Source organism: Halioglobus sp. HI00S01 (assembly GCF_001635445.1).
In the GTDB taxonomy this organism is placed as follows: Bacteria; Pseudomonadota; Gammaproteobacteria; order Pseudomonadales; family Halieaceae; genus Halioglobus; species Halioglobus japonicus.
In genome coordinates this window covers 157745-179585 of record NZ_LWEE01000387.1, presented here as the reverse complement: position 1 = coordinate 179585, position 21841 = coordinate 157745, and the positions used below count along the sequence as shown (strand labels likewise).

The following is a 21841-nucleotide window of genomic DNA, read 5'->3' as shown; positions in this document are numbered from 1 at the left end:
TTCGGTGTCGGCGCCGCCACAGTCTTCTGCGAGCAGGTCAGCCTTGTTCAGGAATACAACGATGTAAGGTACGCCTACCTGACGAGACAGCAGGATGTGCTCACGAGTCTGGGGCATGGGGCCGTCAGTAGCACCACAAACCAGGATCGCGCCGTCCATCTGCGCAGCACCGGTAATCATGTTCTTCACGTAGTCAGCGTGTCCGGGGCAGTCAACGTGCGCGTAGTGACGAATCGGAGAGTCGTACTCAACGTGAGAAGTCGCGATGGTGATGCCACGCTCTTTCTCTTCAGGTGCGTTGTCGATACCGTCGAAGGCTACCGCGTCGCCGCCCCATACTTCGGAGCATACGCGGGTCAGGGCCGCTGTCAGGGTAGTTTTACCGTGGTCAACGTGACCGATGGTGCCCACGTTTACGTGGGGCTTAGTACGTTCAAACGTTTCTTTTGCCATTACGACAATCTCCTGTCTGCGCCGGCCCTGGGCCGTATCAACCGCTTAGTTAAAAACCTAACAACTTCAATTACATGAGAGCGAAAGTGGAGCTCATAACCGGATTTGAACCGGTGACCTCTTCCTTACCAAGGAAGTGCTCTACCGACTGAGCTATATGAGCCTCAAAACCTTCAACTCTGGAGCGGGTAGCGGGAATCGAACCCGCATCATCAGCTTGGAAGGCTGAGGTTCTACCATTGAACTATACCCGCGGTACCGCTAAACCTAATTGTCTTGCCCTTCTGGGCTTTACCCCTGAACCAGGCCCACTGACTCAGTCAAAACATGGTGGAGGGGGGTGGATTCGAACCACCGAAGCTTTCGCGTCAGATTTACAGTCTGATCCCTTTGGCCACTCGGGAACCCCTCCAGAAGGCGGCATATTGTCCGGATGACCACCCCTTATGTCAACCGCTTCTCCCAATAAAATTATCGACTTACGCACACTTTCTGAGCCAGCCTGAAATGCCGCTTTCAGGCGTTCTCCCGCTGCGGTCAATGCGCCGCAATCGAGGGCGAAGTCGAGAGGAGAAGCAAGGGTGGAATGGAGCTGGCGAGAGGAATCGAACCCCCGACCGGCTGATTACAAATCAGCTGCTCTACCTACTGAGCTACGCCAGCCAAATCCAGACCGGTGAGTAGGACTGTATAGAAAGAGGAACCTTGCGATACTCACCTGACTCAACGGCGGGCAATTCTAGGGGAAGCATTGGGGGGATGCAATAGGTTTAACTCCCTTGTGGGCACAAAAAAGTGCCACCGAAGTGACCCTTGAGCACACTCTAGGGAACTAGCGCTGAGTGAGCCTGCGGCGAACCAGCGCCAAGACTCCGAGAACCATCAAACCCAAGGCGCCCAGCGGCATCACTGGCACACGCCTGGGCGGCTCAACCGGTCCGCTTGCGGCGGTGATATCCAGGTTGATATTGTCAAACCCGGTGTTCCAGGGAAAGCTCTCTTCCCTGTGCCCGAGCCTTAGTCGCAGAGTATTCCCAGCCTGAGAATTCAGGAAAGCGGCAAGGGCGGCAGGGTCAGGGTAGGCATTGGCGACCAATGCAGTGGGCAAACCGACCGGGCTCCCATCAGTTGGGGCAAAAAGACCAAATAAGACCGTGCCCGAAAAAACATTATCCGCAGGCGAGAGAATATCGATACGCATTCCATTATTGCTGCCGCCAGGATTATTAACAAATGTCGTGAAGGCATCCGAGTTTATTGGCACACTATTGCTTGCGTAGTAGTCAAAATTGAAACTTGCCGAATCAACACCTTCTGCAGGCACGACAAAATCCTGGTACACAACCCTGGAGGCCTCCGCCGCACTTGATCCGTCGTTTACCAGCTGATCAAAACCACTTGGGTCCTCAATAATCCAGATGACTGCAGTGTCAGCCCCGTCGCCACTATTCTGTGTTGTCCAGCTGGCCAGGCCACTGGAGAAATCCCCATTGACGAGCACCGGGACAGCCCCTGCTTCGATGTGCGTCACCAACAGAAATATGGATGCCGACAACAGTGATAATCTTTTCAATTAAAATCTCCATAACTATGTATTGGTGAACCCACCCCTAAATAATAACCACTATCGACGAGACGTGTAACCACCCCTCGCGAATGCGAGCCCCCGCCCGTGTGCGGGGCCTGCTAATGTGGGCCAGCATTGCCCAGGCAGTCAAACTGCTATATCCGTGAAAACCAGCCCAACCTGACAACGCCGAGGGGGATGCTATAGGTTTGGCCATCATCAGAGCACAAAAAAGGATCATGCCAGTGGTATGGAGATATTGGTGGCTGGTTTCACGTCCGCGCCCTTAAAAGCGCGGTGATCTCACACCCTCTCAGGCCACGCTCTACAGCCAAAAAACAGGATGTTAAGACACCGCCAGAGCAGCGACACCGTGGGCAGGCAGAACACCCAGTGTTAACCGGGTCCGCAGGCGTATATACCAGTCACGCGAATCACGCCCGCTGCGCTCATACATGAGCACTAGAACTTGCCCTAACGCGAGCATCGATATAGATACCAACGGGGACCCCACCAAGGCCGCAACGACGGCAAATAGAACAGCGGCGTTACTCAGCACAAGCCTGAGACGCTTGGAGTCCGGACCAACCTGAACCGCATACCCCCAAAGCGTACCGCCAAGAAACGCCAAAATCGCCACTGCATAGACAATGAAGAGCTCGATTGCCCAGTCAGCGCCTGGCAGCCCTGTCAACGCCCATCCGGCGCTGCCATAGAACGGTATCAGCCCCGCATAACCAAGCGAGGCCATCAGCGATCGTGTGGACATTCAGATGAACAGATCCTGGTTGTCGGCCCCCAGCAGCACGCCCCCCAGATTCCGGGCAAATCCCGTCGGGTTATTAGCCACATGGGCACGGGCGGTGTGGATATCGAGGAAACGCTGCTGGATCTCACTGCCTGCGAACACCGAGCTGCCGCCGGCTGACGAGAATAGGCTATCCACAACATCCATGGACTTCTCGATCACCAGCGACGCCTGATAGCGATATCGAGCCCGATCCTCAATGGCGATGGGGTCGCCCGCGCGGAGACTGGCCATCATGGCATCGAAGTTGCGATATAGAACGCACTCCATTTCATCCAGCGAATTCTCGGCGGCGGCCATGCGCTCCGCCACCGAAGTATCTCCCGCCAGCTTGGTGACATCGCCACTGGCTTTGCTGAGCACGAGTTCGCGATAGAGTTGCAAGGCATCCCTGGCGGCCCCGATCGCCGGTGTAGAAACCACACGGATAAACGTCTGCGCCCAGGGCAGGCGGTAAAGGCTCGGGCTGCCCTCATCCACACCAGGGTTGTTACCGGTAAAACCGTCCATTTGCTTGTGGGTGCGGTACTCCGGCACAAAAACATTGTCGACTTCAATGTCGTTGGATCCGGTGCCCTGCAGGCCCATGGAATTCCACGTATCGTGGATGGTGTAGTCCGACCGGGGCAACAAGAACGTCCGGTACCCCTCTTCGGGCACAATGGCACCCAACAGTACCCAGGTACAGTGATCGCAACCGGAACTCCAGCCCCAGCGCCCGCTCAAAAGGAACCCACCTTCCACCACTTCCACCTTGCCCAGGGGGGCGTAGGAAGAAGACACCCGGGTGTTGATGTCATCCCCCCAGACCTCTTGCTGAGCCCGCGGGTCCATTAACGCCAGCTGGAACGCGTGCACGGCAATGATGCCGCTGGCCCAGGCGGTCGACATACAGGCGGACGCAATCGCTGCCTGCAACTTAAAAAAGTGCTGGGGATCCAGTTGATACCCGCTGTAGGCTTCGGGCTGCAGTGCCAGGAAAAAACCCGCCTGCTGGAGCTCAGCAATAGTTTCATCCGGCACCCGCCGCAGAGCCCTGGCCTGATCGGCACGCGCGCGGATATTAGGTAGCAGCGCCTCTACACGCTCGGTCAGCTCGCGCGCCAGGGCATCTTGTCTTTCCAGTTCTTGTGCAGCAGTCATGTCCATTCCTCCGTTTTATGGTTATTACGGAGATACAGAAGCCACGGATTTAGCCCAAACGAGGTAAATATGAGTCGCCGGGGTAGATCACTGCGCTCCGCCGCATCAGAAATCCGAACACGATACGACTATGGCCACTTTGCCAAGCCAAACAGCCCCAGACGGATAACACCCACCCAGACCATCAATACGGCAAGGATGACTAAGTCCCAGCCTGAAAATAAGGGAACCTCAGTCACCTCACCCGGTGGAGAGGTATCGGGAGGCCCGGGTCCCATCTCTTGCGCCTGGGCAATACCCCCATTACCTGTGTTATCAATGTTGTTGCTGGTGTCCGGGTCAAATGTCAGGGAGGAGCCGGCACCTGCGGCGTTATCAAAGGCCCCCGCTGCGTCAATTCTGGCGCTAAGCGTGATAATTTCAGACGCGCCACCGGCCAATGAGGCCAGTTTGCAGGGCAGTGCGGCGCAATTGGCGCTGGAAACAGTCAGAATCGTCAGGTTGGTCGGTACATCATCTACGAGCACATCCACTGATGGATCAGGCCCCGCATTACTAACGGCGACCGTGTACTGAATGACATCACCCGCGACAAAGGGTCCCGCGCTACCCAGCGTTTTTACCACCGCAACATCCGCCTCCGGCACTGGAGGCAGAGGAGCATCGCCCTCGAAATCCCAAGTCGTCGCGTTAAGGCTCACCATATCAAGATAAGCGGTCGTGGCCGCCACAGCACCGCTGGAGGACCCTATGCCCACCGAGAAGAAGTTCACGCGCACATCACCCAATTCCGCCTGCCATTCGGCAAACGTTCTAGAAGCTGGATAGCCGGCCTGGGTGGTGAACCACTGCAACGTCATGCCGTCATAGGTTTGCCAGGAGCCGTCTCCCGGGTGCGAAGGCTGAGGAAACAATGTGCCGAAGGCCGTGGGGGACCAGTATTCCACCTTTGGCACCGGCACATTACTGCTGTTCGTCGCCGCGTCCCAGTTGATCTTGGTGATATCATGGAGCGTGAGGATAGGTATGCGCTTGGCATTGACGATTTGCCCGTCACTGCCATCGAGTATCAATTCCAGCGAACCATTACCCCCGGTGCCGTGGGGATTGTTCGTACTCAGGGAGCCCGTGCCCGTATTACCCGAGCCCGGAAACCATCCTCCTGGACTGCCTGGCTCAACGGTCACCAGTTGAGCAAGTGCCTGCGGCGATAGTAACACCAGCAGAGAAATAGCGATCACCTGTCGTACGTCCATACAAGCATGCCCCAAGGGGTACCAAGTCTTGGGCGATCATACCGATGACTATCTTCCCCAATTTACCGAGAAACGCCTAAAAACGTTGCGATATCGTGCTAATAGCATAAGGCGATATGCTACGACCTCAACGTCATACAGCCGCAGTCCGCAATGCACTGACTCCGACAGCGATAGTGAGATCATGAATCATGCCAGGCAGCGGGAGGGCATTGTGGATACTCAAGGAGTTGACGCGAGAACATTCCACAAGCCAAAGGACTTAACACCTTTCGCAGGCATTGCCTTCCCACTGCAAATTGATTATTTTTTCCAAAAAAGAATACGCATGGGGCAGGGATGATTCCTCTAGCGAGCGCGGAATACCGCTACACTTATTACTTCAATGCCAAAAGCGCGAGCAGTAGCTATCGTAGTTTGTTCGTGGATTTACATCGCCAGGAGCTGCCCGAACCTCAGCGGGAGACGCTCAATATTCATAATGCCTTCCAGCACTTCAATCCCGTGCTGCGCGGCACCGGCTGCGACCGTTTCAGCTACACGATTGTCCGCCATCCCTACCCGAGACTGGTCAGCGCTTATCTGGATAAATGCGTTGATATCAACACCCCCCAAGCGCAGCGTTTTCAGATTCAGGATCACGTCCAGTGGATTTATCGGCCAATCTTCGCCGCGCTGGGCCGTGACCCCGACTGGGAGAAGGGTTTCAGTTTTCTGGAATTCCTCCACTACCTCGAACAGGCGTTCGAGCAGCGTCGCCCCCTGGACATTCACTTTGACAGCCAGTGGAACAGCAGAACCAAGATCGACACCTACTATCGCATCGAAGACCCCGTCGACAGCCTCCTGGATATCTTTCGGGCGGGCTTTGGCGACGCCTACGAATCGCTGGCCCTGGAAGATCGCGTCATCGACACCGCCAGCAACAAGCTGAATCGCAGCTTCAGCGGCGAATACCAGACGCAGTACCAGGGGGCCAAACTGGCGGGCTGCGATTTCGCCGAGCTCAACGCTCTGATCGAACAAGGCCAGCGGTTCAGTTACGAAGATTTCATGACCGACGAATCCATGCGTTTGCTCAGCGCTATTTATGCCGAGGAGATGAAGGCATATCATTACTCACCTGAACTGGACTGCCCCATCGCCCCTGAATGACCGCTGCCCCGCGCTTTAAACACTGCTACCTGCATATTGGCCTGGATAAAACAGGCACCACCAACGCCCAGGAGGCCTTCGCTGCCAAGGCGGATGCGCTGGAGCGACAGTGCAATCTGCACTTCCCCTGCACCTTCACCGGCCGCAAGAAGTTCAGCGGCAACCATTCACCCTACCTGCGTCCACTTTTCTGCGAATTTCCCCGGGCAAGGCGGCGGCTTTCCGGCATGGGGCTGCACACTGAAGCCGATATCGAACGCTATAATCGAGCCACCCTCGCCGATCTGCAGCAAGGCTTCGCGGCGACCCATGCCGACAGCGTTTTGTTTTCCGCGGAAGTCATCACCCACTTCCAGCCAGAGGACCTAACCGGCCTGGCACAATGGGCAACGCAACTGGCTGAAAAGGTAACCGTCATCGCCTGCGTACGCCACCCGGAACATGCCTTGTCCAGTGAGATACAGCAACGGTTGCGCATTGGCGCCAAGCTTCAGAACCTGTATCGCAATCCGCCCCATCATCAGTTGCGCGACAAGTTTACGGCCCTGGAAGCAATATTTGGAGCAGGCGCAGTGCGCGCTTACAGCTTTCATCGAGCACTGGAGCACCCCGCCGGCCTGGCAACCGCGCTACTGGCGGAACTGGGCATCGATTCCGGATTACTGTTCGATGTGGCAGCACCCGCCAACAGCAGCATGAGCGCACAGGCCGCGCAGCAGCTTGATAGCTACAATCGGGAAAAACCCGCCTTTATTGAGGGCGTGGCCAACCCCCAGCGCTCCGCACAACGGGTGAGAGCGCTGGCCGCCCTGCCCGGCGAACCATTCCGGGCGCCACCCGACGTCATACAGCGGGTAGCGGAACTGTCCAGCGCTGACATAAATTGGATGGAAGAACACTTCAACATCGACTTACGCTACCGTTAGCCTGGATGAACCAAAGCATCGACAACTACCGCCCGGACATCGACGGCCTGCGAGCCTTCTCGATTATTGCCGTGCTGATTTACCACGCCTTCCCCACCTGGCTGCCGGGCGGTTTCGTCGGCGTGGACGTGTTCTTCGTAATCTCGGGTTATCTCATTACCCGCATTATCCTCGGGGAAATCGCGGATTCAGGATTCAGCCTGGCCGGATTTTATCGCCGCCGCGTGCAGCGCATCTTCCCGCCCCTGATTCCCGTACTGATCTTCTGCCTGGCACTGGGATACTTCGCACTGCTGCCCGCAGAATACGCGCAACTGGGGAAGCACACCGCAGCTGCCTCAACATTTGTACCCAATCTGGTGTTCTGGGCAGAGGCGGGCTATTTCGACGTCGACAGCAAGCTCAAGCCGCTCCTGCATCTGTGGTCGCTAGGTGTCGAAGAGCAGTTTTACCTCGCCTGGCCTCTTATCCTGCTGGCAGGCGCTCGTCTGGGGATGAATACCGGCCTGCTAATCGCCATCTTGCTGGCAACGTCCTTTTCCTTGGGTATCACCGGGGACAGCGACCGCGCCGCCAGCTTCTTCCTGCCCCACTACCGCGCCTGGGAATTACTGGTAGGGGCCCTGCTGGCCTGGCAGCAAATGCGCGGTCACGCCAGAGAACTGGGGATCGCCGCAGCGGCGCCGGGTCTGCTGCTACTACTTGCGGCGGTGAGCCTGATTTCGGCACAACGCACCTTTCCCGGCTGGTGGGCCTGGCTGCCCACCGCAGGCGCCGCCTTGGTGATTGCCTCAGGCGCCCACAACGCCTGCAACCGTTGGCTCGGCCATCGTGCGCTGGTATTCGTCGGCAAAATCAGCTTCCCGCTATACCTCTGGCATTGGCCGTTACTCAGCTTTGCCAGAATTATGGAGGATGGGGAGCCTTCACCCATACTGCGCAGCGCAGCCGTACTACTCGCTGTTGCGCTGGCCTGGGCCAGCTATCGCTGGGTGGAAACGCCGCTGCGATATCGCCCCGGGGAGCTCACGCCCTGGGCGATTAGTGCAAGCCTGCTGGCAGTGGGCGCTGTAGGCCTGGTCATATTCAAAAACGGCGGCTTGCCCGATCGCACAGCGCCGCAAAATGAGATCGCCGCCCAGTTCTACTGGCAGGAACTGGGTCTGCAAGTACGCGATGATTGCTCCACAACATTCGGGACTGCCGGGCGCTGTCTGCGCGACGGCAAACCCTCCACCATCGTCGTGCTCGGCGACAGCCACAGCACCAATACCTTCTTCGCGCTGGCCCATCACTACCGCGATAGCGAGCGAGGAGTGATTCGCCTGGGCAAAGGGGGCTGCCCGCCGCTCTACAACACCGCAATTCGAGACCGGGACAATACCGACACTTGCCGCGCCGCCAATAACATCAATATCGACTGGGTAGCGGGCAATGATCAACTCGACACCGTCTACCTATCTTCACTTGGCCCCATGTACGTGAATCCGGGGCAGCAACGCTTCTCGCTGGAGATAAAGGAACGGCCTGAACTCACCGAGCACCGCGATGTGTTTGCCCACGGGCTCAGCGACACCGTCGCGAAACTGAAGGCCGCCGGCAAACAGGTGGTGGTGGTCGTAGACTGGCCCTCGCTGCACTTTGATCCGAAGCGTTGTGTCGATACCCGCCCACTGCGCCTGACTGCATTCCAAGGCGCCGAATGCACGGTTAGCAATGCCCGCCACCAGCAGCGCAACAGGGTTTATCGTGAGGTGATTGCCGAGGTGACAGCCGCACACCCTGACATTCAGGTGTGGGATACCTCCAGCGCGTTTTGCGCCAAGGGGCAGTGTCGGGTTATGCAAGGCGACCAGGTGCTGTACCGCGACCGCTCACATTTGTCTCTGCAAGGTTCCAACTATCTCGGCGAGCACCTGCTTTTGGAACCCGCCACCGCGTTTAAAGCCCGGCCAGACCGGCCATAACTTCCAGGCCTTCAAACACCAGATCCGGCGCGTAGGTGCCGCCGCGGCCCAGCAACCCCTGAAGGGCTTCACCGGCGCCGCCAGTGAAGAACAGCGCGGGCTGATCCGCGCTGCATTGGTCCAGGGCCACCGCGACCGCCCCCACCTGGGCCAGAGCAATGCCATGGCGCACGGCTTCAGCGGTGGAGCGCCCCGGGGCCAGGTCGTAACCCACATCCTCGTCGAAACGAACCCGGTCGGTGTCCAGCAGCAGGGCCCGCTCCATAAGTGCGGGCCCGGGGATAATGTAACCGCCCTCGTGCACACCGCCAGCGCTCACCAGGTCAATCGTCAGCGCGGAGCCCGCATCGACGACACAGATCCGCGCCCCATTGCGGGCCCTTGCGCCAAGCATGGCCAGCCAACGATCCACACCCATTCGGGTAGGCTCAGCGTAACTGTTCACCAGGTCAGCGCTGCGCGCCTCGGTGCGGGCAAACCAGGGCGTTATCCCCCACTGCTCGTGCACCAGGGACGCAAGATGCGCTTCACCCGTCGGTTCGGCCACACTGGAGATCCACACTGCATCGAGCCCAGCGGCGCACGCCAGCAGAGCCTTTTTGGCGCCGGCGTCGTCCTGCCGGTAGCTGCCGCGCGCCGTCACCTGACCATCAATCACCAGCCGCCACTTGGCACTGCTATTACCCACATCAAACTGGAGGCAACGCATCATGCCTGCGGCCTCAGGGAAATTTCGCCGCCAAACACCGGCTTGATGCCGGCGGTGGCCGTTTCGAGCTGCAGGGCCCCACGATCATCAACGCCCCGGGCAACGCCTGCCATTTGCTGCTCGCCGCTACTTAAGACCACCTCGGTATCTGCGTAGGCGTCGAGGCCCTGCCAGGCTTCCCGCCAGGGCGCAAAGCCAGTCGCTTCAAAGCCCGCCAGCAGGGGCAGTAATTCACTGAGCAGTACACCCAGTAGCTGGCTGCGGGATACGGGGTCGCCTCCATTTACATGGCGGACATCCGTCCAGGCCTGGTCAATGTCCCCTCCCTGCTGGGCAGGCATATCAACATTCAGACCGATGCCAACCACCACCTGACACACACCGGCGGCGTCGCCGGTCATCTCCAGCAGAATGCCACCGAGTTTGGCACCCTCGTGTAGCACGTCATTCGGCCACTTGAGCTGCACCGGCGGCACACCGCAGGCCGCCAGGGCGCGGGCCACTGCCACACCCACCGCCAGGCTCATGCCTTCCAGCGCTGCGGCGCCGCCCTGATACTCCCATACGGCAGACACATAGAGGTTGCGTGCATAAGGGCTGACCCAGGCCCGCCCGCGCCGGCCGCGGCCAGCGGTTTGCTGCTCTGCAGTGCAGACATAGCCGGAGCCCGCGCCAGCCGCGACCCGGGACATCGCTTCTGCATTCGTGGAACCAATACCCTGATGAATATCGAGTTCTGTCAGCAGTGCCTGCGCCGCGGCGCTCATACCTGCCTGAACGGCGGCACCATCCAGCAAGTCGATGCCACCTTCGATGCGATAGCCACGCCCCTTGACGGACTCCACCTCCAGGCCGAGCTCAGACAGCTTATTGAGCTGTTTCCAGACCGCAGTGCGGCTCACGCCCAGGACATCGGCGATCTCCTGGCCAGAGACAAAATCGCCACTGGCCAGCAGGGGCAGTAAATCAGTGTTGGGCATGAGCCGGGTCCTTGTGGAAAGCGGCGATAATAGCAGACCCGCCGCAGGGCAACAGGGCTCACATACGCGATCGAGACCGCACTATATAACGTTTACGTTAACGTAAACCTGTGCTAGATTCCCTGGCCTGTTTCCCAACCGTGGGCATCCCACTGTGGCAGAACGGAAAACCTATACCATTTCAGAGCTGGCCAAGGAGTTCGGGGTCACCCCCAGGACGATTCGTTTCTACGAAGAAAAAGGCCTGGTGACGCCTGCCCGTCAGGGGCAGACGCGCCTCTATACCCCCGCTGACCGGGTGCGTATCAAGCTCATTCTGCGTGGCAAACGCATTGGCATGACCCTCGATGAATCCGTCGAGGTCATCGACATGTATGACCCCGAGCACAACAACAGCGAACAGCTACACTCTCTTATCGCCACGGTGAAAGAAAAGCGCGCCCGCTTCGAACAACAAATCCGCGACATCAACGACATCATGGCCAGCCTGGACGAAGTTCAGGGCCTGTGTGAACAAGCCCTGAAGAAAACCCCAGCCACGCCCACAAGAGACAACTAACCCAGGACAGTTTCATGAATACCAGCTACCCCACCCTAAACTTCGGCCTTGGCGAAGAAATCGACATGCTGCGCGATGCGGTCTACCAGATGAGCCAGAAGGAAATCGCCCCCCGGGCAGAGGCCATCGACAAGGACAACGAATTCCCCATGGATCTATGGCGCAAGTTTGGCGACATGGGCCTGCTGGGTGTGACCGTTAAAGAGGAGTACGGTGGCAGCAACATGGGTTACCTCGCGCACTCCATCATCATGGAAGAGATCAGCCGCGCCTCCGCTTCGGTCGGCCTGTCCTACGGCGCCATGTCCAACCTGTGCCTCAACCAGCTGAGCAAACACGGCACCGAGGCCCAGAAGCAGAAATACCTGCCCAAGCTGTGCAGCGGTGAGCACATTGGTGCGCTGGCCATGTCAGAACCGGATGCGGGCTCCGATGTGGTCAGCATGCGCCTAAATGCGCGCAAGGAGGGCGACAAGTACATCCTCAACGGCGCCAAGATGTGGATTACCAACGGTCCCGACGCCCACACCTACATTATTTATGCCAAGACAGATCCCGAAGCCGGCTCCAAAGGCATTACTGCTTTCATCGTTGAACGCGATTTTCCCGGTTTCTCCCGCTCGCCCAAGCTCGACAAGCTCGGCATGCGCGGCTCCAACACCTGCGAACTGGTGTTCGAGAACTGCGAAGTGCCGGCCGAAAACGTGCTGCGCAATGAGGGCGACGGCGTGAAGATTCTGATGTCCGGCCTGGACTACGAGCGCACCGTTCTTTCCGGCGGGCCGGTTGGCATTATGCAGGCCTGTATCGACGTCACCTTGCCCTACCTGCACGACCGCAAGCAGTTCGGCCAGAGCATTGGCGAATTCCAGCTCATGCAGGGCAAGCTGGCTGACATGTACGCCGACATGAATGCCTGTCGCGCCTACCTGTACGCCGTGGCCTCCGCCTGTGACCGAGGTGAGGAGACTCGCCAGGACTGCGCAGCGGTCATTCTCTACACCGCCGAGAAAGCCACCCAGATGGCGCTGCAGACCATTCAGGCACTGGGTGGCATCGGCTACACCAACGACACACCCGCCGGGCGCCTGCTGCGCGATGCCAAGCTGTATGAAATTGGCGCGGGCACCTCGGAGATCCGCCGCATGCTGATCGGCCGCGAACTGTTTAACACCACCAAATAAATCACGGAGCACTCTCATGAACGTGCTGCAATCACGCATTAATACCCGCGACGCGGCCTTCGCCACCAATCGCGACGCCATGCAGGCCCAGGTAGACGACCTGCGCCAGCTGGTCGACAAGGTTCGCCAGGGCGGCGGCGCCAAGGCCCAGGAGCGCCACGTCTCCCGCGGCAAATTGCTGCCCCGCGAGCGCCTCAATGCGCTGCTCGACCCCGGCTCACCGTTCCTGGAGCTGTCACAGCTGGCCGCCCACGACGTGTACGAACACGACGTACCCGCTGCGGGCATCATCACCGGCATCGGCCGCGTGGCAGGCCAGGAGTGCATGATCTTCGTTAACGATGCCACGGTAAAAGGCGGCACCTACTACCCGCTTACCGTCAAAAAGCAGGGCCGCGCCCAGACCATTGCCGCGGAGAACAACCTGCCCTGCATTTACCTGGTGGATTCCGGCGGCGCGTTCCTGCCCCTGCAGGACGAAGTATTCCCCGACAAAGATCACTTCGGCCATGCGTTCTACAACCAGGCGCGTATGTCGGCGCAGGGCATCCCCCAGATCGCTGCTGTTATGGGTTCTTGCACCGCAGGCGGCGCCTACCTGCCGGCCATGGCGGATGAATCCATCATCGTGAAAGACCAGGGCACGATTTTCCTGGGTGGCCCGCCGCTGGTTAAGGCTGCCACCGGTGAAATTGTGTCAGCGGAAGAACTGGGCGGTGCCGATGTTCACTGCCGCACCTCCGGTGTGACCGACCACTACGCCAACAACGATCACCACGCCCTGGAGCTGGTGCGCCGCAGCGTTGGCCGCCTGAATCGTGTCAAGCAGATCGACATTGATGTGCGCGACAGTATTGAGCCCGCCTTCCCGGTAGAAGACATCTACGGCGTTATCCCCGCCGATGCCAAGCAGCCCTACGACGTGCGCGAAGTGATTGCGCGGGTTGTCGACGGCTCCGAGTTCGACGAATTCAAAGCCCTCTATGGCGAGACTCTGGTGTGTGGCTTTGCCCGCATTCACGGCTATCCGGTGGGCATTCTCGCCAACAACGGCATTCTGTTCGCCGAGTCTTCGGTAAAAGGCGCCCACTTCGTGGAACTGTGTGCCCAGCGCAAAATCCCGCTGGTGTTCCTGCAGAACATCACCGGCTTCATGGTGGGCAAACAGTATGAGCACGGTGGTATCGCCCGCCACGGCGCCAAAATGGTCCATGCCGTGGCCTGCGCCGAGGTGCCCAAGTTCACCGTAATCATCGGCGGCTCCTTCGGCGCCGGCAACTACGCCATGTGCGGCCGCGCCTATGAGCCTCGCTTTATGTTCATGTGGCCCAATGCCCGCATCTCCGTCATGGGCGGCGAGCAGGCCGCCGGCGTACTGGCCACTGTCAAACAGGAACAACTGGCCCGCGAAGGCAAGGCCATGACCGAAGCAGAGGAAGCAGCCTTCAAGCATCCCACCCTCGAGCTTTACGAAAAACAGGGGCACCCCTACTACGCCTCAGCGCGCCTCTGGGACGACGGCGTCATCGACCCTGCAGACACCCGCATGGTCCTCGGCCTGTCCCTCTCCGCCGCCCTAAACGCCCCGGTAAAAGACTCCCAGTTCGGCGTCTTCCGCATGTAAACCATGGGGTCAGGTCTCAAATTTCTCAGACAACCCTGGGGTCAGGTCTTGAATGTCTGAGACATTTAGGACCTGACCCCAAGGGTTGTCTGAAGAGAACGCGATGCAGTGATGGATAAGATGGACACAGTAAGCACAACAATTGACGAGCGAGGCGTGGCTACTGTCACGCTCAATCGGCCCGACAAGCACAATGCATTCGACGATGTGGTGATTGCCGAACTACGGGCGGCCTTTGATGCACTGGCAGCCAATGACACCGTGCGCGTGGTCGTGCTCGCCTCTGAGGGCAAGAGCTTCAGCGCCGGCGCAGACCTGGGCTGGATGAAGCGCATGGCAGCGTATGACTACAGCGACAACCTGGCGGATGCGCGCCTGCTCGCAGATATGCTCAAGGCACTCTACGACATGCCTCAACCCACTATTGCCCGGGTGCAGGGCGCGGCCTTTGGCGGCGCTGTAGGGCTGGTGAGTTGTTGCGATATGGCAGTGGCCAGCGAAAGGGCGAGCTTTTCGCTTTCCGAGGCAAAGGTCGGTTTGATCCCCGCCACCATCAGCCCCTACGTGATCAAGGCCATGGGCGAACGCGCCGCCCAGCGTTACTTCACCACCGCCGAACGATTTCAAGCAGCCCAGGCGCTGCGCCTGGGCTTGATCAGCGAACTGGCGAGTGACGATGAATTGGATAACGTGCTGAATTCGCTGATATCAGCACTGCTGCAAAATGGCCCGCTGGCCGTGCGTGAAGCCAAGAAGCTGGTGCACGATGTGGCGGGCCACCCCATCACCCCTGCCCTCGTTGAAGGCACCTGCGAGGCCATTGCCCGTATTCGCATTTCCGAGGAAGGCCAGGAAGGTCTGGGTGCCTTCTTGAACAAACGACAACCGCGCTGGATAGCCGGAGAGTAAGGTATGTTTAACAAAATCCTCATCGCCAACCGCGGCGAAATCGCCTGCAGAGTGATCAAAACGGCCCGGGAAATGGGCATCGCGACCGTGGCCGTCTACTCCGACGCCGACAGCCAGGCGCTGCATGTGCATATGGCCGACGAAGCCATCCATATCGGCCCCTCGCCCGCCCGTGACTCCTATCTACTCGCCGAGCGCATTCTGGATGCGGCGGTCACCNCCAATGCAGACGCCATCCATCCCGGTTACGGATTCCTCTCTGAGAATGCCGGCTTCGCCCAGGCCTGCGCCGATGCCGGTGTGGTCTTTATCGGCCCCCCCACGACGGCGATTGAAGCCATGGGGTCCAAATCTGCGGCCAAGCGCATCATGGAGCAGGCCGGCGTGCCGCTCGTGCCCGGCTATCACGGCGACGATCAGGACCCCGCCATTCTCAAGCAATCCGCCGACAACATGGGCTACCCCGTGCTCCTCAAAGCCACCGCCGGTGGCGGTGGCAAGGGTATGCGCCAGGTCTGGTCAGCAGACGAATTCGATGAAGCACTGGCCGCCGCCAAGCGCGAAGCCATGGCAGGCTTTGGCGACGACAACATGCTGGTTGAAAAATACCTGACCAAGCCGCGCCATGTAGAGCTGCAGGTCTTCTGCGACAACCACGGCAACGGCGTGTACCTCGCCGAGCGGGACTGCTCCGTGCAGCGCCGTCATCAGAAGGTGATCGAGGAGGCCCCCGCCCCTGGCATGACCGAGGCACTGCGCCAGCGCATGGGCGACGCGGCCGTCACCGCCGCACGCGCCATCGACTATCGCGGCGCGGGTACTGTGGAGTTCCTGCTCGATGAAGACGGCAGCTTCTACTTCATGGAAATGAACACCCGCCTCCAGGTGGAACACCCCGTCACTGAGATGATTACTGGCCAGGACCTGGTGCGCTGGCAATTACTGGTAGCCAGCGGCGCGCCGCTGCCACTGACGCAAGAGCAGGTACGCATCAACGGCCACGCGTTCGAGGCACGCGTTTACGCCGAAGACCCAGACAATGATTTCCTGCCCGCCACCGGCACGCTCGGGTACCTGCAACCACCGGCCGAATCACGCCATGTGCGCGTCGACACCGGTGTACGCCAGGGCGATGAGATCAGCGTTTACTACGACCCCATGATTGCCAAACTCATCGTGTGGGACGAGAACCGCGAGCGCGCGCTGCAGCGCCTCGCCTCGGCACTGGCGGAATACCGCATCGGCGGCACCGTCACCAACCTCGAGTTTCTCTACAACCTGAGCACTTCACGCCCGTTCGTAGAGGCTAAGCTCGACACCGGGTTTATCGAGAAGCACAGCGACCTGATCTTCCATGACCGCCATCAGGATCTCGCCCAGGAACTCCCCCTGGCCGCCCTGGCGCTGCTCCTGAACAAGCAACAGAACGCCGCCGCACCCGCAAACAGCGATTCCTCATCGCCCTGGAATGACAGCAGCGGCTGGCGCATGAACGAGCCGCACGTGCATCGCCTGACGGTACATTGCCATCAGGCCGACCACAGCGTCGAAGTTGAGCAACGCGGCGATCTCTACCTTGTCCGTGCAGCCGACAAGGAAACCCCCTTGCGCGGTGAACTACAGCGCGAGCAATTACTCATCGACCGCGAGGGCCATCGCCTGCGCGCTACGCTGGCGCAAACGCACGATGGCTTCACCCTGTACATGAGCGACGGTGCCTGCCACTTCCACGAGGTTCTCCCCGACACCGGCGAGGCTGACGGCAGCGGCACCGATGGCGGCCTCAATGCCCCCATGAACGGCACCATTGTTGAACTACTGGTTGAGCCAAACGCGCAAGTAAATACAGGCGATGCCCTGCTTGTGATGGAAGCCATGAAAATGGAGCATACGATTCGCGCGCCCGCCGACGGCACCGTCGACAGCTTTTACTACCAACCAGGAGATCTCGTCGATGGCGGCGCCGAGCTACTCGCCTTTGAAACAGCGGAAGACTGAGTCATGAGCATGCCAGAACGCGTCACTCTCGTTGAAGTGGGTCCCAGAGACGGACTGCAGAACGAGGCGGGAACTATTCCCCTCGAGACCAAACTGACCCTACTTGATGACCTGGCCGAAGCCGGCCTGCAAGTGCTCGAAGCTGGCAGTTTCGTCAACCCTAAGTGGGTACCGCAAATGGCCGATAGTGAGCAGGTCTTCGCCGGGCTGCAGCGCCGTAGCGGCGTGCGCTATACCGCACTCACCCCCAACCTACAGGGTTTCGAGCGGGCACTGGCAGCCGGGGCAGATGAAGTTGCCGTGTTTGCGGCTGCCTCTGAATCGTTCTCACGCAAGAACATCAACTGCAGTATCAGCGAAAGCCTGCAGCGCTTCGAGGATGTCATGGCCGCTGCCCAGACCCATAACATTCCCGTGCGCGGCTATGTCTCCTGCGTGCTGGGCTGCCCCTACGAGGGGGAGATTGCCCCCGAGGCGGTTGAGGGTGTTACCGGCACCCTGCTCGACATGGGCTGCTACGAAGTGTCGCTGGGCGACACCATCGGCACCGGCACCGCAGGCAGCATGAGCCGATTACTGGATGTATTGCTCGCCGAATTCCAGGCCGACCAACTTGCGGTGCACTGCCACGACACTTACGGCCAGGCACTGGCGAATATTCTCGCTGCACTGTTGTACGGCATTGCCACTGTGGACGCGTCCGTGGCGGGCCTCGGTGGTTGTCCCTACGCCAAGGGTGCTTCCGGCAATGTCGCCACGGAAGACGTGGTCTACATGCTCGATGGCCTCGGCATTGAAACCGGCGTCGATCTCGAAAAATTGATCGCGGCGGGCAATCGCATCTCCGCCGCCCTCGGCAGAGAGACCGGTTCGCGCGCGGCGAGAGCACTTGTCATATAACCGTGGTACATTGCGCGCATGTTGTCCTCGCGCGCATCCACGATTCGAACCTTTGCGGCCTGGCTGGTGTGTGCCAGCGGCGTAGCCTACCTCGCCTCTCCCTGGTTCAGGCCGCTGGACGCCGCCGCGGTGATGGCGATTGTGCTCGGCGCCACTTACCTCATCGTCGGGCTCGGCCTGTTCGGACAATCGCGCTTCACCCTATTTGTGGCCACCGCATTGTGCGCGGTCAACATCCTCATGTCTCTGCAAGCCTTGCCTGAGCCACTGACACCTATCACCCAACTGGCCATAGCGACCGATACCACCGCAATGCTATGCTGCATCGCGGTGTTAATCCTGCGCTGGAAACAAACGCCCGGCTGATGATTCTCGACCCTCTCATTATTCTAATTGCCCTGGGCTGTGGCCTGGTGGCGCGCATTACCGGCTTGCCTGCGCTGATAGGTTATCTAGCCGCCGGGTTTGTTCTGCACGAAACCAACATCGAAGCCGGCTCGTTGCTAAATCACCTGGCCGATCTGGGTGTCACATTACTGTTGTTCACCATTGGCTTGAAGCTGTCACCGCGCGACCTGTTACAGGCCAAGGTCTGGGGCACCACGCTGATACACATGCAGCTCATGCAGCTGTTTTTCATGGGCGTGCTGTGGCTCTACGACTCGCTGGTCCCCAGCATGAACATGAGTTTTACCGAGATTCTGGTGATTGCCTTTGGCCTCACCTTCTCCAGCACCGTGTTCGTTATCCAGGTCATGCAGGAGAAAGGCGAGATGTCCTCGCGGCATGCCAATCTCGCCATTGGCATTCTGGTCATCCAGGATCTGGCCGCGGTACTGTTTCTGTCAGCTACCAAGGGCATGTGGCCCGAGCCCACTGCGTTGTTACTACCTGCGCTCTGGCTGCTGCGCGCGCCCGTGCTGCGGCTGCTCAGCTACGCCGGCCACGGCGAACTGTTCACCCTGGCCGGCATGGCCCTCGCCCTCGGCGGGGCCGCCCTGTTTGAGTTTGTCGGCATTAAGGGTGACCTCGGCGCGCTGATCATCGGCGCACTGCTGTCCGGCTCGCAAAAAGGCAAGGAACTGAGCCGCAACCTGATGAACCTCAAGGACTTGTTCCTGGTGGGCTTCTTTCTATCCATTGGCCTGGGCGGCTGGCCGCAACAGGAAGCGCTGATCCTCGCGGTACTGCTCGGGGTACTGGCCATCGTCAAAATTCCGTTGTACTTCCCGCTGATGACGAAGCTGCACACCGGCCCGCGCACCGCTCTACTGGCTGCTTGTGCCATGGGCAATTTCAGTGAATTCGGCCTGGTGGTGGTGGCCGTGGCCGCTAAGGCCGGCTGGCTGGATGCCCAGTGGGCCAGTGCCATTTCACTCGCCATTGCGATCAGCTTTGTTATCTCCGCGCCGCTCAACCGCTACGCCCATGAGCTGTACTGGAAGTACCACAGCTTCTGGCGAAAGTTTGAGTCAGACCGATTACGCCGGGAGCGCCCTGACACCAGCGGCGCACGCATCATCGTACTCGGCATGGGTAACATTGGTACCGGTGCCTACGATACGCTCGCAGAAACCCACGGCGCAGAAGTACTCGGGGTTGATCTAAACGAAGCAAAGCTTGCCGAGCATACACGCCGGCATCGGCGTGTCGTGCCCGCCGACGCTTCCGACCCCGACTTCTGGGTGCAGGTCGACCTCACCGAGGTGGACCTGGTGCTGCTCGCACTGACCAATCACCCCGAGAATGTGCTGGTGGCAGATCTTCTGCGCGAGCTGGACTACCAGGGTCGCGTGGCTGCGGTGGTGCGATTCCGCGAGGAAGCCGAAGAGCTCGAGACACACGGCATATCCGTCTTTAACCTTTACGCCCAGGCCGGTGCCGGCTTCGCCGAGCACGCCGCCGCCCAACTGAGCAACAACGCTTAACTATCCATGGCCCTTAAACCGACAATTTACAAAGCCCAAGTTGAACTCGCCGACAGCGATCGCCACTGTTATGAAAGCCTGGCAATGACCCTGGCCCAACACCCCTCAGAAACGGTGGAACGCATGGGAGTGCGCCTGCTGGCGTTCTGTCTCAACAATGCCCGGGGCCTGCAGTTTACTCGGGGCCTGTCGACCACCGACGAGCCCGACCTGTGGCGCCACAGCGACGGCGGCGAACTGGAGCAGTGGATTGAGGTAGGCCAGCCCGAAGAACCGCGCCTGCGCAAGGCCACAGGCCGCGCGGGCGAAGTTATGGTGTATGCCTTTGGCAAGAGTGCCGCTACCTGGTGGAAGCTGAACGGCGAAGCCATCGCCGCACTGCCAAGGCTACAGGTCTGGCAAATTGACTGGGACGATGCCCAGGCCCTGGCGGAGATGGTCACGCGCACCATGCAGCTAAATATCAGCGTGGCCGGTGGCGTGATCTACATCGACAACGGCTCAGCGTCGATCAGCGTGGAACCGACACGGCTGCATTGATCAGGTGACAGGTTGCGCCGCTACCGCTGTGTCGCGCCCCATCCACCATAGCCACGCGACATTCACGAGGCCATAAATGCCCGCCGCAGTGACCAGGCCGGCCCCGGCCCCGCTCCACACCATGGCCAGCCCCAGTGCGACCAGGCGCANCCACTCCCAGCGCATCACCGCCTGCACCGCCCGCCCTTCAAGCCAGTAGGCGGTGGTCATCGTGGTAGCCAGTAAAATGGCCCAGCCAGCAACGCCCTGCCAGTAGCTCAGCTCAGACAGCAGCAGGTACACGAGTAGCGCAATCACCACCACCAGCTGGAAAAAGCCGTAGCGGGAGACAATGGCGGGCACCTCTGGGTCGTACTTGGTAAAGGTGGACAGATCATTCTTGTGACGTGGATAGCGCTCGGCCACATCCGCTGGCTGCCATCCCGTGCGCGCCACCCACACCCGCAGCTTGTCGGACCAGCGCTGTGCGCGGCAGCTGTCCTTGGCCATATCGACATAGATATGGGTGAGTGCATGAATCGGGTTAAAGCTGCGTAACGGCCCGCGAATACCAAATACCACCGGTTCCTCATCCAGTTCTTCCTGGAAGGTGCCAAACAGACGGTCCCACAAGATGAAAATGCCACCGTAATTGCGATCGAGGTACACATCGTTCTGGGCGTGATGCACGCGGTGGTTGGACGGCGTGACAAAAATGGCCTCGTACCAGCCCAGTTTGCCCACATGTTTGGTGTGCACCCAGAACTGGTAGATCAGGTTAATCGCGCCGGCGGTGACCACCACCTCGGCGGGAATGCCCAGCGCAAACATGGGAATGTAGAACAGCCAGCCAAACAAGAAGCCGGTGCTGGTCTGACGCAATGCCGTCGTCAGGTTGTATTCCTCGCTCTGGTGATGGGCCACATGAGCTGCCCACAGAATCGTGCGCTCGTGGCCCAGCCGGTGCAGCCAGTAGTAGCAGAAGTCGTAAAGCACAATGGCCAGCACCCACGTCCAAACGCTGTTGGCATCCATCAGCGGCAGGGAGAAGTGTTCGGTCACAAGGTGGTAGACATAGCCCCCCACACCGAGCGTGACAAAGGCCCGCGCCTGGCTGAGCACGCCCAGCGACAAACTACTGACGCTGTCATTCAGGCGATAAGTATTGCGCCCTTTCTTCACGCCCCAGGCCAGCTCCACCAGCATGGCCAGCACGAAAAAGGGAATAGCTAATTCAATCAGGTCCACAGACCACC

General features: G+C 59.6%; 20 protein-coding genes and 4 tRNA genes. 12 read left to right on the top strand and 12 right to left on the bottom strand.

Annotation, left to right across the window (positions count from 1 at the left end):
• The 9 genes from A3709_RS21820 to A3709_RS21780 all read right to left on the bottom strand — a co-directional run.
• On the bottom strand, positions 1–453 hold a 453-nt coding region (locus A3709_RS21820), incomplete at its 3' end, for a GTP-binding protein (RefSeq protein ID WP_156507898.1).
• Between the two features lie 87 nt (positions 454–540).
• A tRNA-Thr gene (locus A3709_RS21815) sits at positions 541–616 on the bottom strand.
• A 17-nt stretch (positions 617–633) separates the two neighbouring features.
• A tRNA-Gly gene (locus A3709_RS21810) sits at positions 634–707 on the bottom strand.
• 74 nt (positions 708–781) lie between these two features.
• Positions 782–865: transfer RNA gene (locus A3709_RS21805), tRNA-Tyr, on the bottom strand.
• 175 nt (positions 866–1040) lie between these two features.
• A tRNA-Thr gene (locus tag A3709_RS21800) sits at positions 1041–1116 on the bottom strand.
• 169 nt (positions 1117–1285) lie between these two features.
• Positions 1286–1795 (bottom strand): hypothetical protein, encoded by a 510-nt coding sequence (locus tag A3709_RS21795; RefSeq protein WP_231871287.1) that lies wholly within the window; start codon positions 1793–1795, stop codon positions 1286–1288.
• 571 nt (positions 1796–2366) lie between these two features.
• A complete protein-coding gene (locus A3709_RS21790) occupies positions 2367–2789 on the bottom strand; it encodes a DUF3429 domain-containing protein (RefSeq protein ID WP_066059737.1) in 423 nt (140 codons plus the stop codon).
• A complete protein-coding gene (locus A3709_RS21785) occupies positions 2790–3971 on the bottom strand; it encodes an acyl-CoA dehydrogenase family protein (protein WP_066059735.1) in 1182 nt (393 codons plus the stop codon). It lies immediately after the preceding gene.
• A gap of 128 nt (positions 3972–4099) precedes the next feature.
• Positions 4100–5227, bottom strand: coding sequence for a DUF11 domain-containing protein (locus A3709_RS21780; protein WP_066059734.1), 1128 nt, complete (start codon positions 5225–5227; stop codon positions 4100–4102).
• A gap of 339 nt (positions 5228–5566) precedes the next feature.
• Here A3709_RS21780 and A3709_RS21775 point away from each other — a divergent pair, with 339 nt between their 5' ends.
• Genes A3709_RS21775 through A3709_RS21765 form a run of 3 tightly spaced genes read left to right on the top strand, consistent with a single transcriptional unit; the run spans position 5567 to position 9275 of the window.
• Positions 5567–6382, top strand: a complete 816-nt coding sequence (locus tag A3709_RS21775; RefSeq protein ID WP_066059732.1) for a sulfotransferase family 2 domain-containing protein — start codon at positions 5567–5569, stop codon at positions 6380–6382.
• The gene (locus tag A3709_RS21770) at positions 6379–7308 is read left to right on the top strand and encodes a hypothetical protein (protein WP_066059730.1); all 930 of its coding nucleotides are present in this window, start codon (positions 6379–6381) and stop codon (positions 7306–7308) included. Before A3709_RS21775 ends, A3709_RS21770 begins: the two co-directional genes overlap by 4 nt.
• Before the next feature lie 5 nt (positions 7309–7313).
• Complete coding sequence (locus tag A3709_RS21765; protein ID WP_066059728.1) at positions 7314–9275, top strand: acyltransferase family protein; 1962 nt, start codon at positions 7314–7316, stop codon at positions 9273–9275.
• On the opposite strand, the gene A3709_RS21760 is transcribed toward A3709_RS21765, so the two are convergent.
• Both A3709_RS21760 and birA read right to left on the bottom strand, forming a co-directional pair.
• Positions 9250–9987, bottom strand: coding sequence for a type III pantothenate kinase (locus A3709_RS21760; protein WP_066059727.1), 738 nt, complete (start codon positions 9985–9987; stop codon positions 9250–9252). The two genes, A3709_RS21765 and A3709_RS21760, sit on opposite strands and share 26 nt — an antisense overlap.
• Complete coding sequence (gene birA, locus A3709_RS21755) at positions 9984–10964, bottom strand: bifunctional biotin--[acetyl-CoA-carboxylase] ligase/biotin operon repressor BirA (RefSeq protein ID WP_066059724.1); 981 nt, start codon at positions 10962–10964, stop codon at positions 9984–9986. Before birA ends, A3709_RS21760 begins: the two co-directional genes overlap by 4 nt.
• Positions 10965–11118: 154 nt before the next feature.
• Here birA and A3709_RS21750 point away from each other — a divergent pair, with 154 nt between their 5' ends.
• The 9 genes from A3709_RS21750 (at position 11119) to A3709_RS21710 (ending at position 20606) form a co-directional block, all read left to right on the top strand.
• On the top strand, positions 11119–11523 hold the full coding sequence (locus tag A3709_RS21750) for a MerR family DNA-binding transcriptional regulator (protein WP_066059722.1): 405 nt from the start codon (positions 11119–11121) through the stop codon (positions 11521–11523).
• A gap of 14 nt (positions 11524–11537) precedes the next feature.
• Positions 11538–12707, top strand: a complete 1170-nt coding sequence (locus A3709_RS21745) for an isovaleryl-CoA dehydrogenase (protein WP_066059720.1) — start codon at positions 11538–11540, stop codon at positions 12705–12707.
• 16 nt (positions 12708–12723) lie between these two features.
• Positions 12724–14331 (top strand): carboxyl transferase domain-containing protein, encoded by a 1608-nt coding sequence (locus A3709_RS21740; RefSeq protein ID WP_066059718.1) that lies wholly within the window; start codon positions 12724–12726, stop codon positions 14329–14331.
• A gap of 120 nt (positions 14332–14451) precedes the next feature.
• Positions 14452–15240, top strand: a complete 789-nt coding sequence (locus A3709_RS21735; protein WP_197484363.1) for an enoyl-CoA hydratase/isomerase family protein — start codon at positions 14452–14454, stop codon at positions 15238–15240.
• 3 nt (positions 15241–15243) lie between these two features.
• Entirely contained in the window at positions 15244–17238 is a 1995-nt protein-coding gene (locus A3709_RS21730; protein ID WP_066059715.1) for an acetyl/propionyl/methylcrotonyl-CoA carboxylase subunit alpha, read from the top strand.
• 3 nt (positions 17239–17241) lie between these two features.
• Entirely contained in the window at positions 17242–18138 is an 897-nt protein-coding gene (locus tag A3709_RS21725; protein WP_066059713.1) for a hydroxymethylglutaryl-CoA lyase, read from the top strand.
• Between the two features lie 18 nt (positions 18139–18156).
• Positions 18157–18504 (top strand): hypothetical protein, encoded by a 348-nt coding sequence (locus A3709_RS21720; protein ID WP_066059711.1) that lies wholly within the window; start codon positions 18157–18159, stop codon positions 18502–18504.
• On the top strand, positions 18504–20066 hold the full coding sequence (locus A3709_RS21715) for a cation:proton antiporter family protein (protein WP_066059708.1): 1563 nt from the start codon (positions 18504–18506) through the stop codon (positions 20064–20066). Before A3709_RS21720 ends, A3709_RS21715 begins: the two co-directional genes overlap by 1 nt.
• A gap of 6 nt (positions 20067–20072) precedes the next feature.
• A complete protein-coding gene (locus A3709_RS21710) occupies positions 20073–20606 on the top strand; it encodes a YaeQ family protein (protein WP_066059706.1) in 534 nt (177 codons plus the stop codon).
• Here the strand turns inward: A3709_RS21710 and A3709_RS21705 are convergent, their stop codons facing one another.
• On the bottom strand, positions 20607–21833 hold the full coding sequence (locus tag A3709_RS21705; protein ID WP_066059703.1) for a sterol desaturase family protein: 1227 nt from the start codon (positions 21831–21833) through the stop codon (positions 20607–20609). It lies immediately after the preceding gene.
• Positions 21834–21841: the final 8 nt, after the last annotated feature.

Bases quoted from the DNA above. Each gene is read 5' to 3' on its own strand.
- A3709_RS21790 (WP_066059737.1), bottom strand. From the start codon at position 2,789: ATGTCCACACGATCGCTGATGGCCTCGCTTGGTTATGCGGGGCTGATA.
- A3709_RS21785 (WP_066059735.1), bottom strand. From the start codon at position 3,971: ATGACTGCTGCACAAGAACTGGAAAGACAAGATGCCCTGGCGCGCGAG.
- A3709_RS21780 (WP_066059734.1), bottom strand. From the start codon at position 5,227: ATGGACGTACGACAGGTGATCGCTATTTCTCTGCTGGTGTTACTATCG.
- A3709_RS21775 (WP_066059732.1), top strand. From the start codon at position 5,567: ATGATTCCTCTAGCGAGCGCGGAATACCGCTACACTTATTACTTCAAT.
- A3709_RS21770 (WP_066059730.1), top strand. From the start codon at position 6,379: ATGACCGCTGCCCCGCGCTTTAAACACTGCTACCTGCATATTGGCCTG.
- A3709_RS21765 (WP_066059728.1), top strand. From the start codon at position 7,314: ATGAACCAAAGCATCGACAACTACCGCCCGGACATCGACGGCCTGCGA.
- A3709_RS21760 (WP_066059727.1), bottom strand. From the start codon at position 9,987: ATGATGCGTTGCCTCCAGTTTGATGTGGGTAATAGCAGTGCCAAGTGG.
- birA (WP_066059724.1), bottom strand. From the start codon at position 10,964: ATGCCCAACACTGATTTACTGCCCCTGCTGGCCAGTGGCGATTTTGTC.
- A3709_RS21745 (WP_066059720.1), top strand. From the start codon at position 11,538: ATGAATACCAGCTACCCCACCCTAAACTTCGGCCTTGGCGAAGAAATC.
- A3709_RS21740 (WP_066059718.1), top strand. From the start codon at position 12,724: ATGAACGTGCTGCAATCACGCATTAATACCCGCGACGCGGCCTTCGCC.
- A3709_RS21735 (WP_197484363.1), top strand. From the start codon at position 14,452: ATGGACACAGTAAGCACAACAATTGACGAGCGAGGCGTGGCTACTGTC.
- A3709_RS21725 (WP_066059713.1), top strand. From the start codon at position 17,242: ATGAGCATGCCAGAACGCGTCACTCTCGTTGAAGTGGGTCCCAGAGAC.
- A3709_RS21720 (WP_066059711.1), top strand. From the start codon at position 18,157: ATGTTGTCCTCGCGCGCATCCACGATTCGAACCTTTGCGGCCTGGCTG.
- A3709_RS21715 (WP_066059708.1), top strand. From the start codon at position 18,504: ATGATTCTCGACCCTCTCATTATTCTAATTGCCCTGGGCTGTGGCCTG.
- A3709_RS21710 (WP_066059706.1), top strand. From the start codon at position 20,073: ATGGCCCTTAAACCGACAATTTACAAAGCCCAAGTTGAACTCGCCGAC.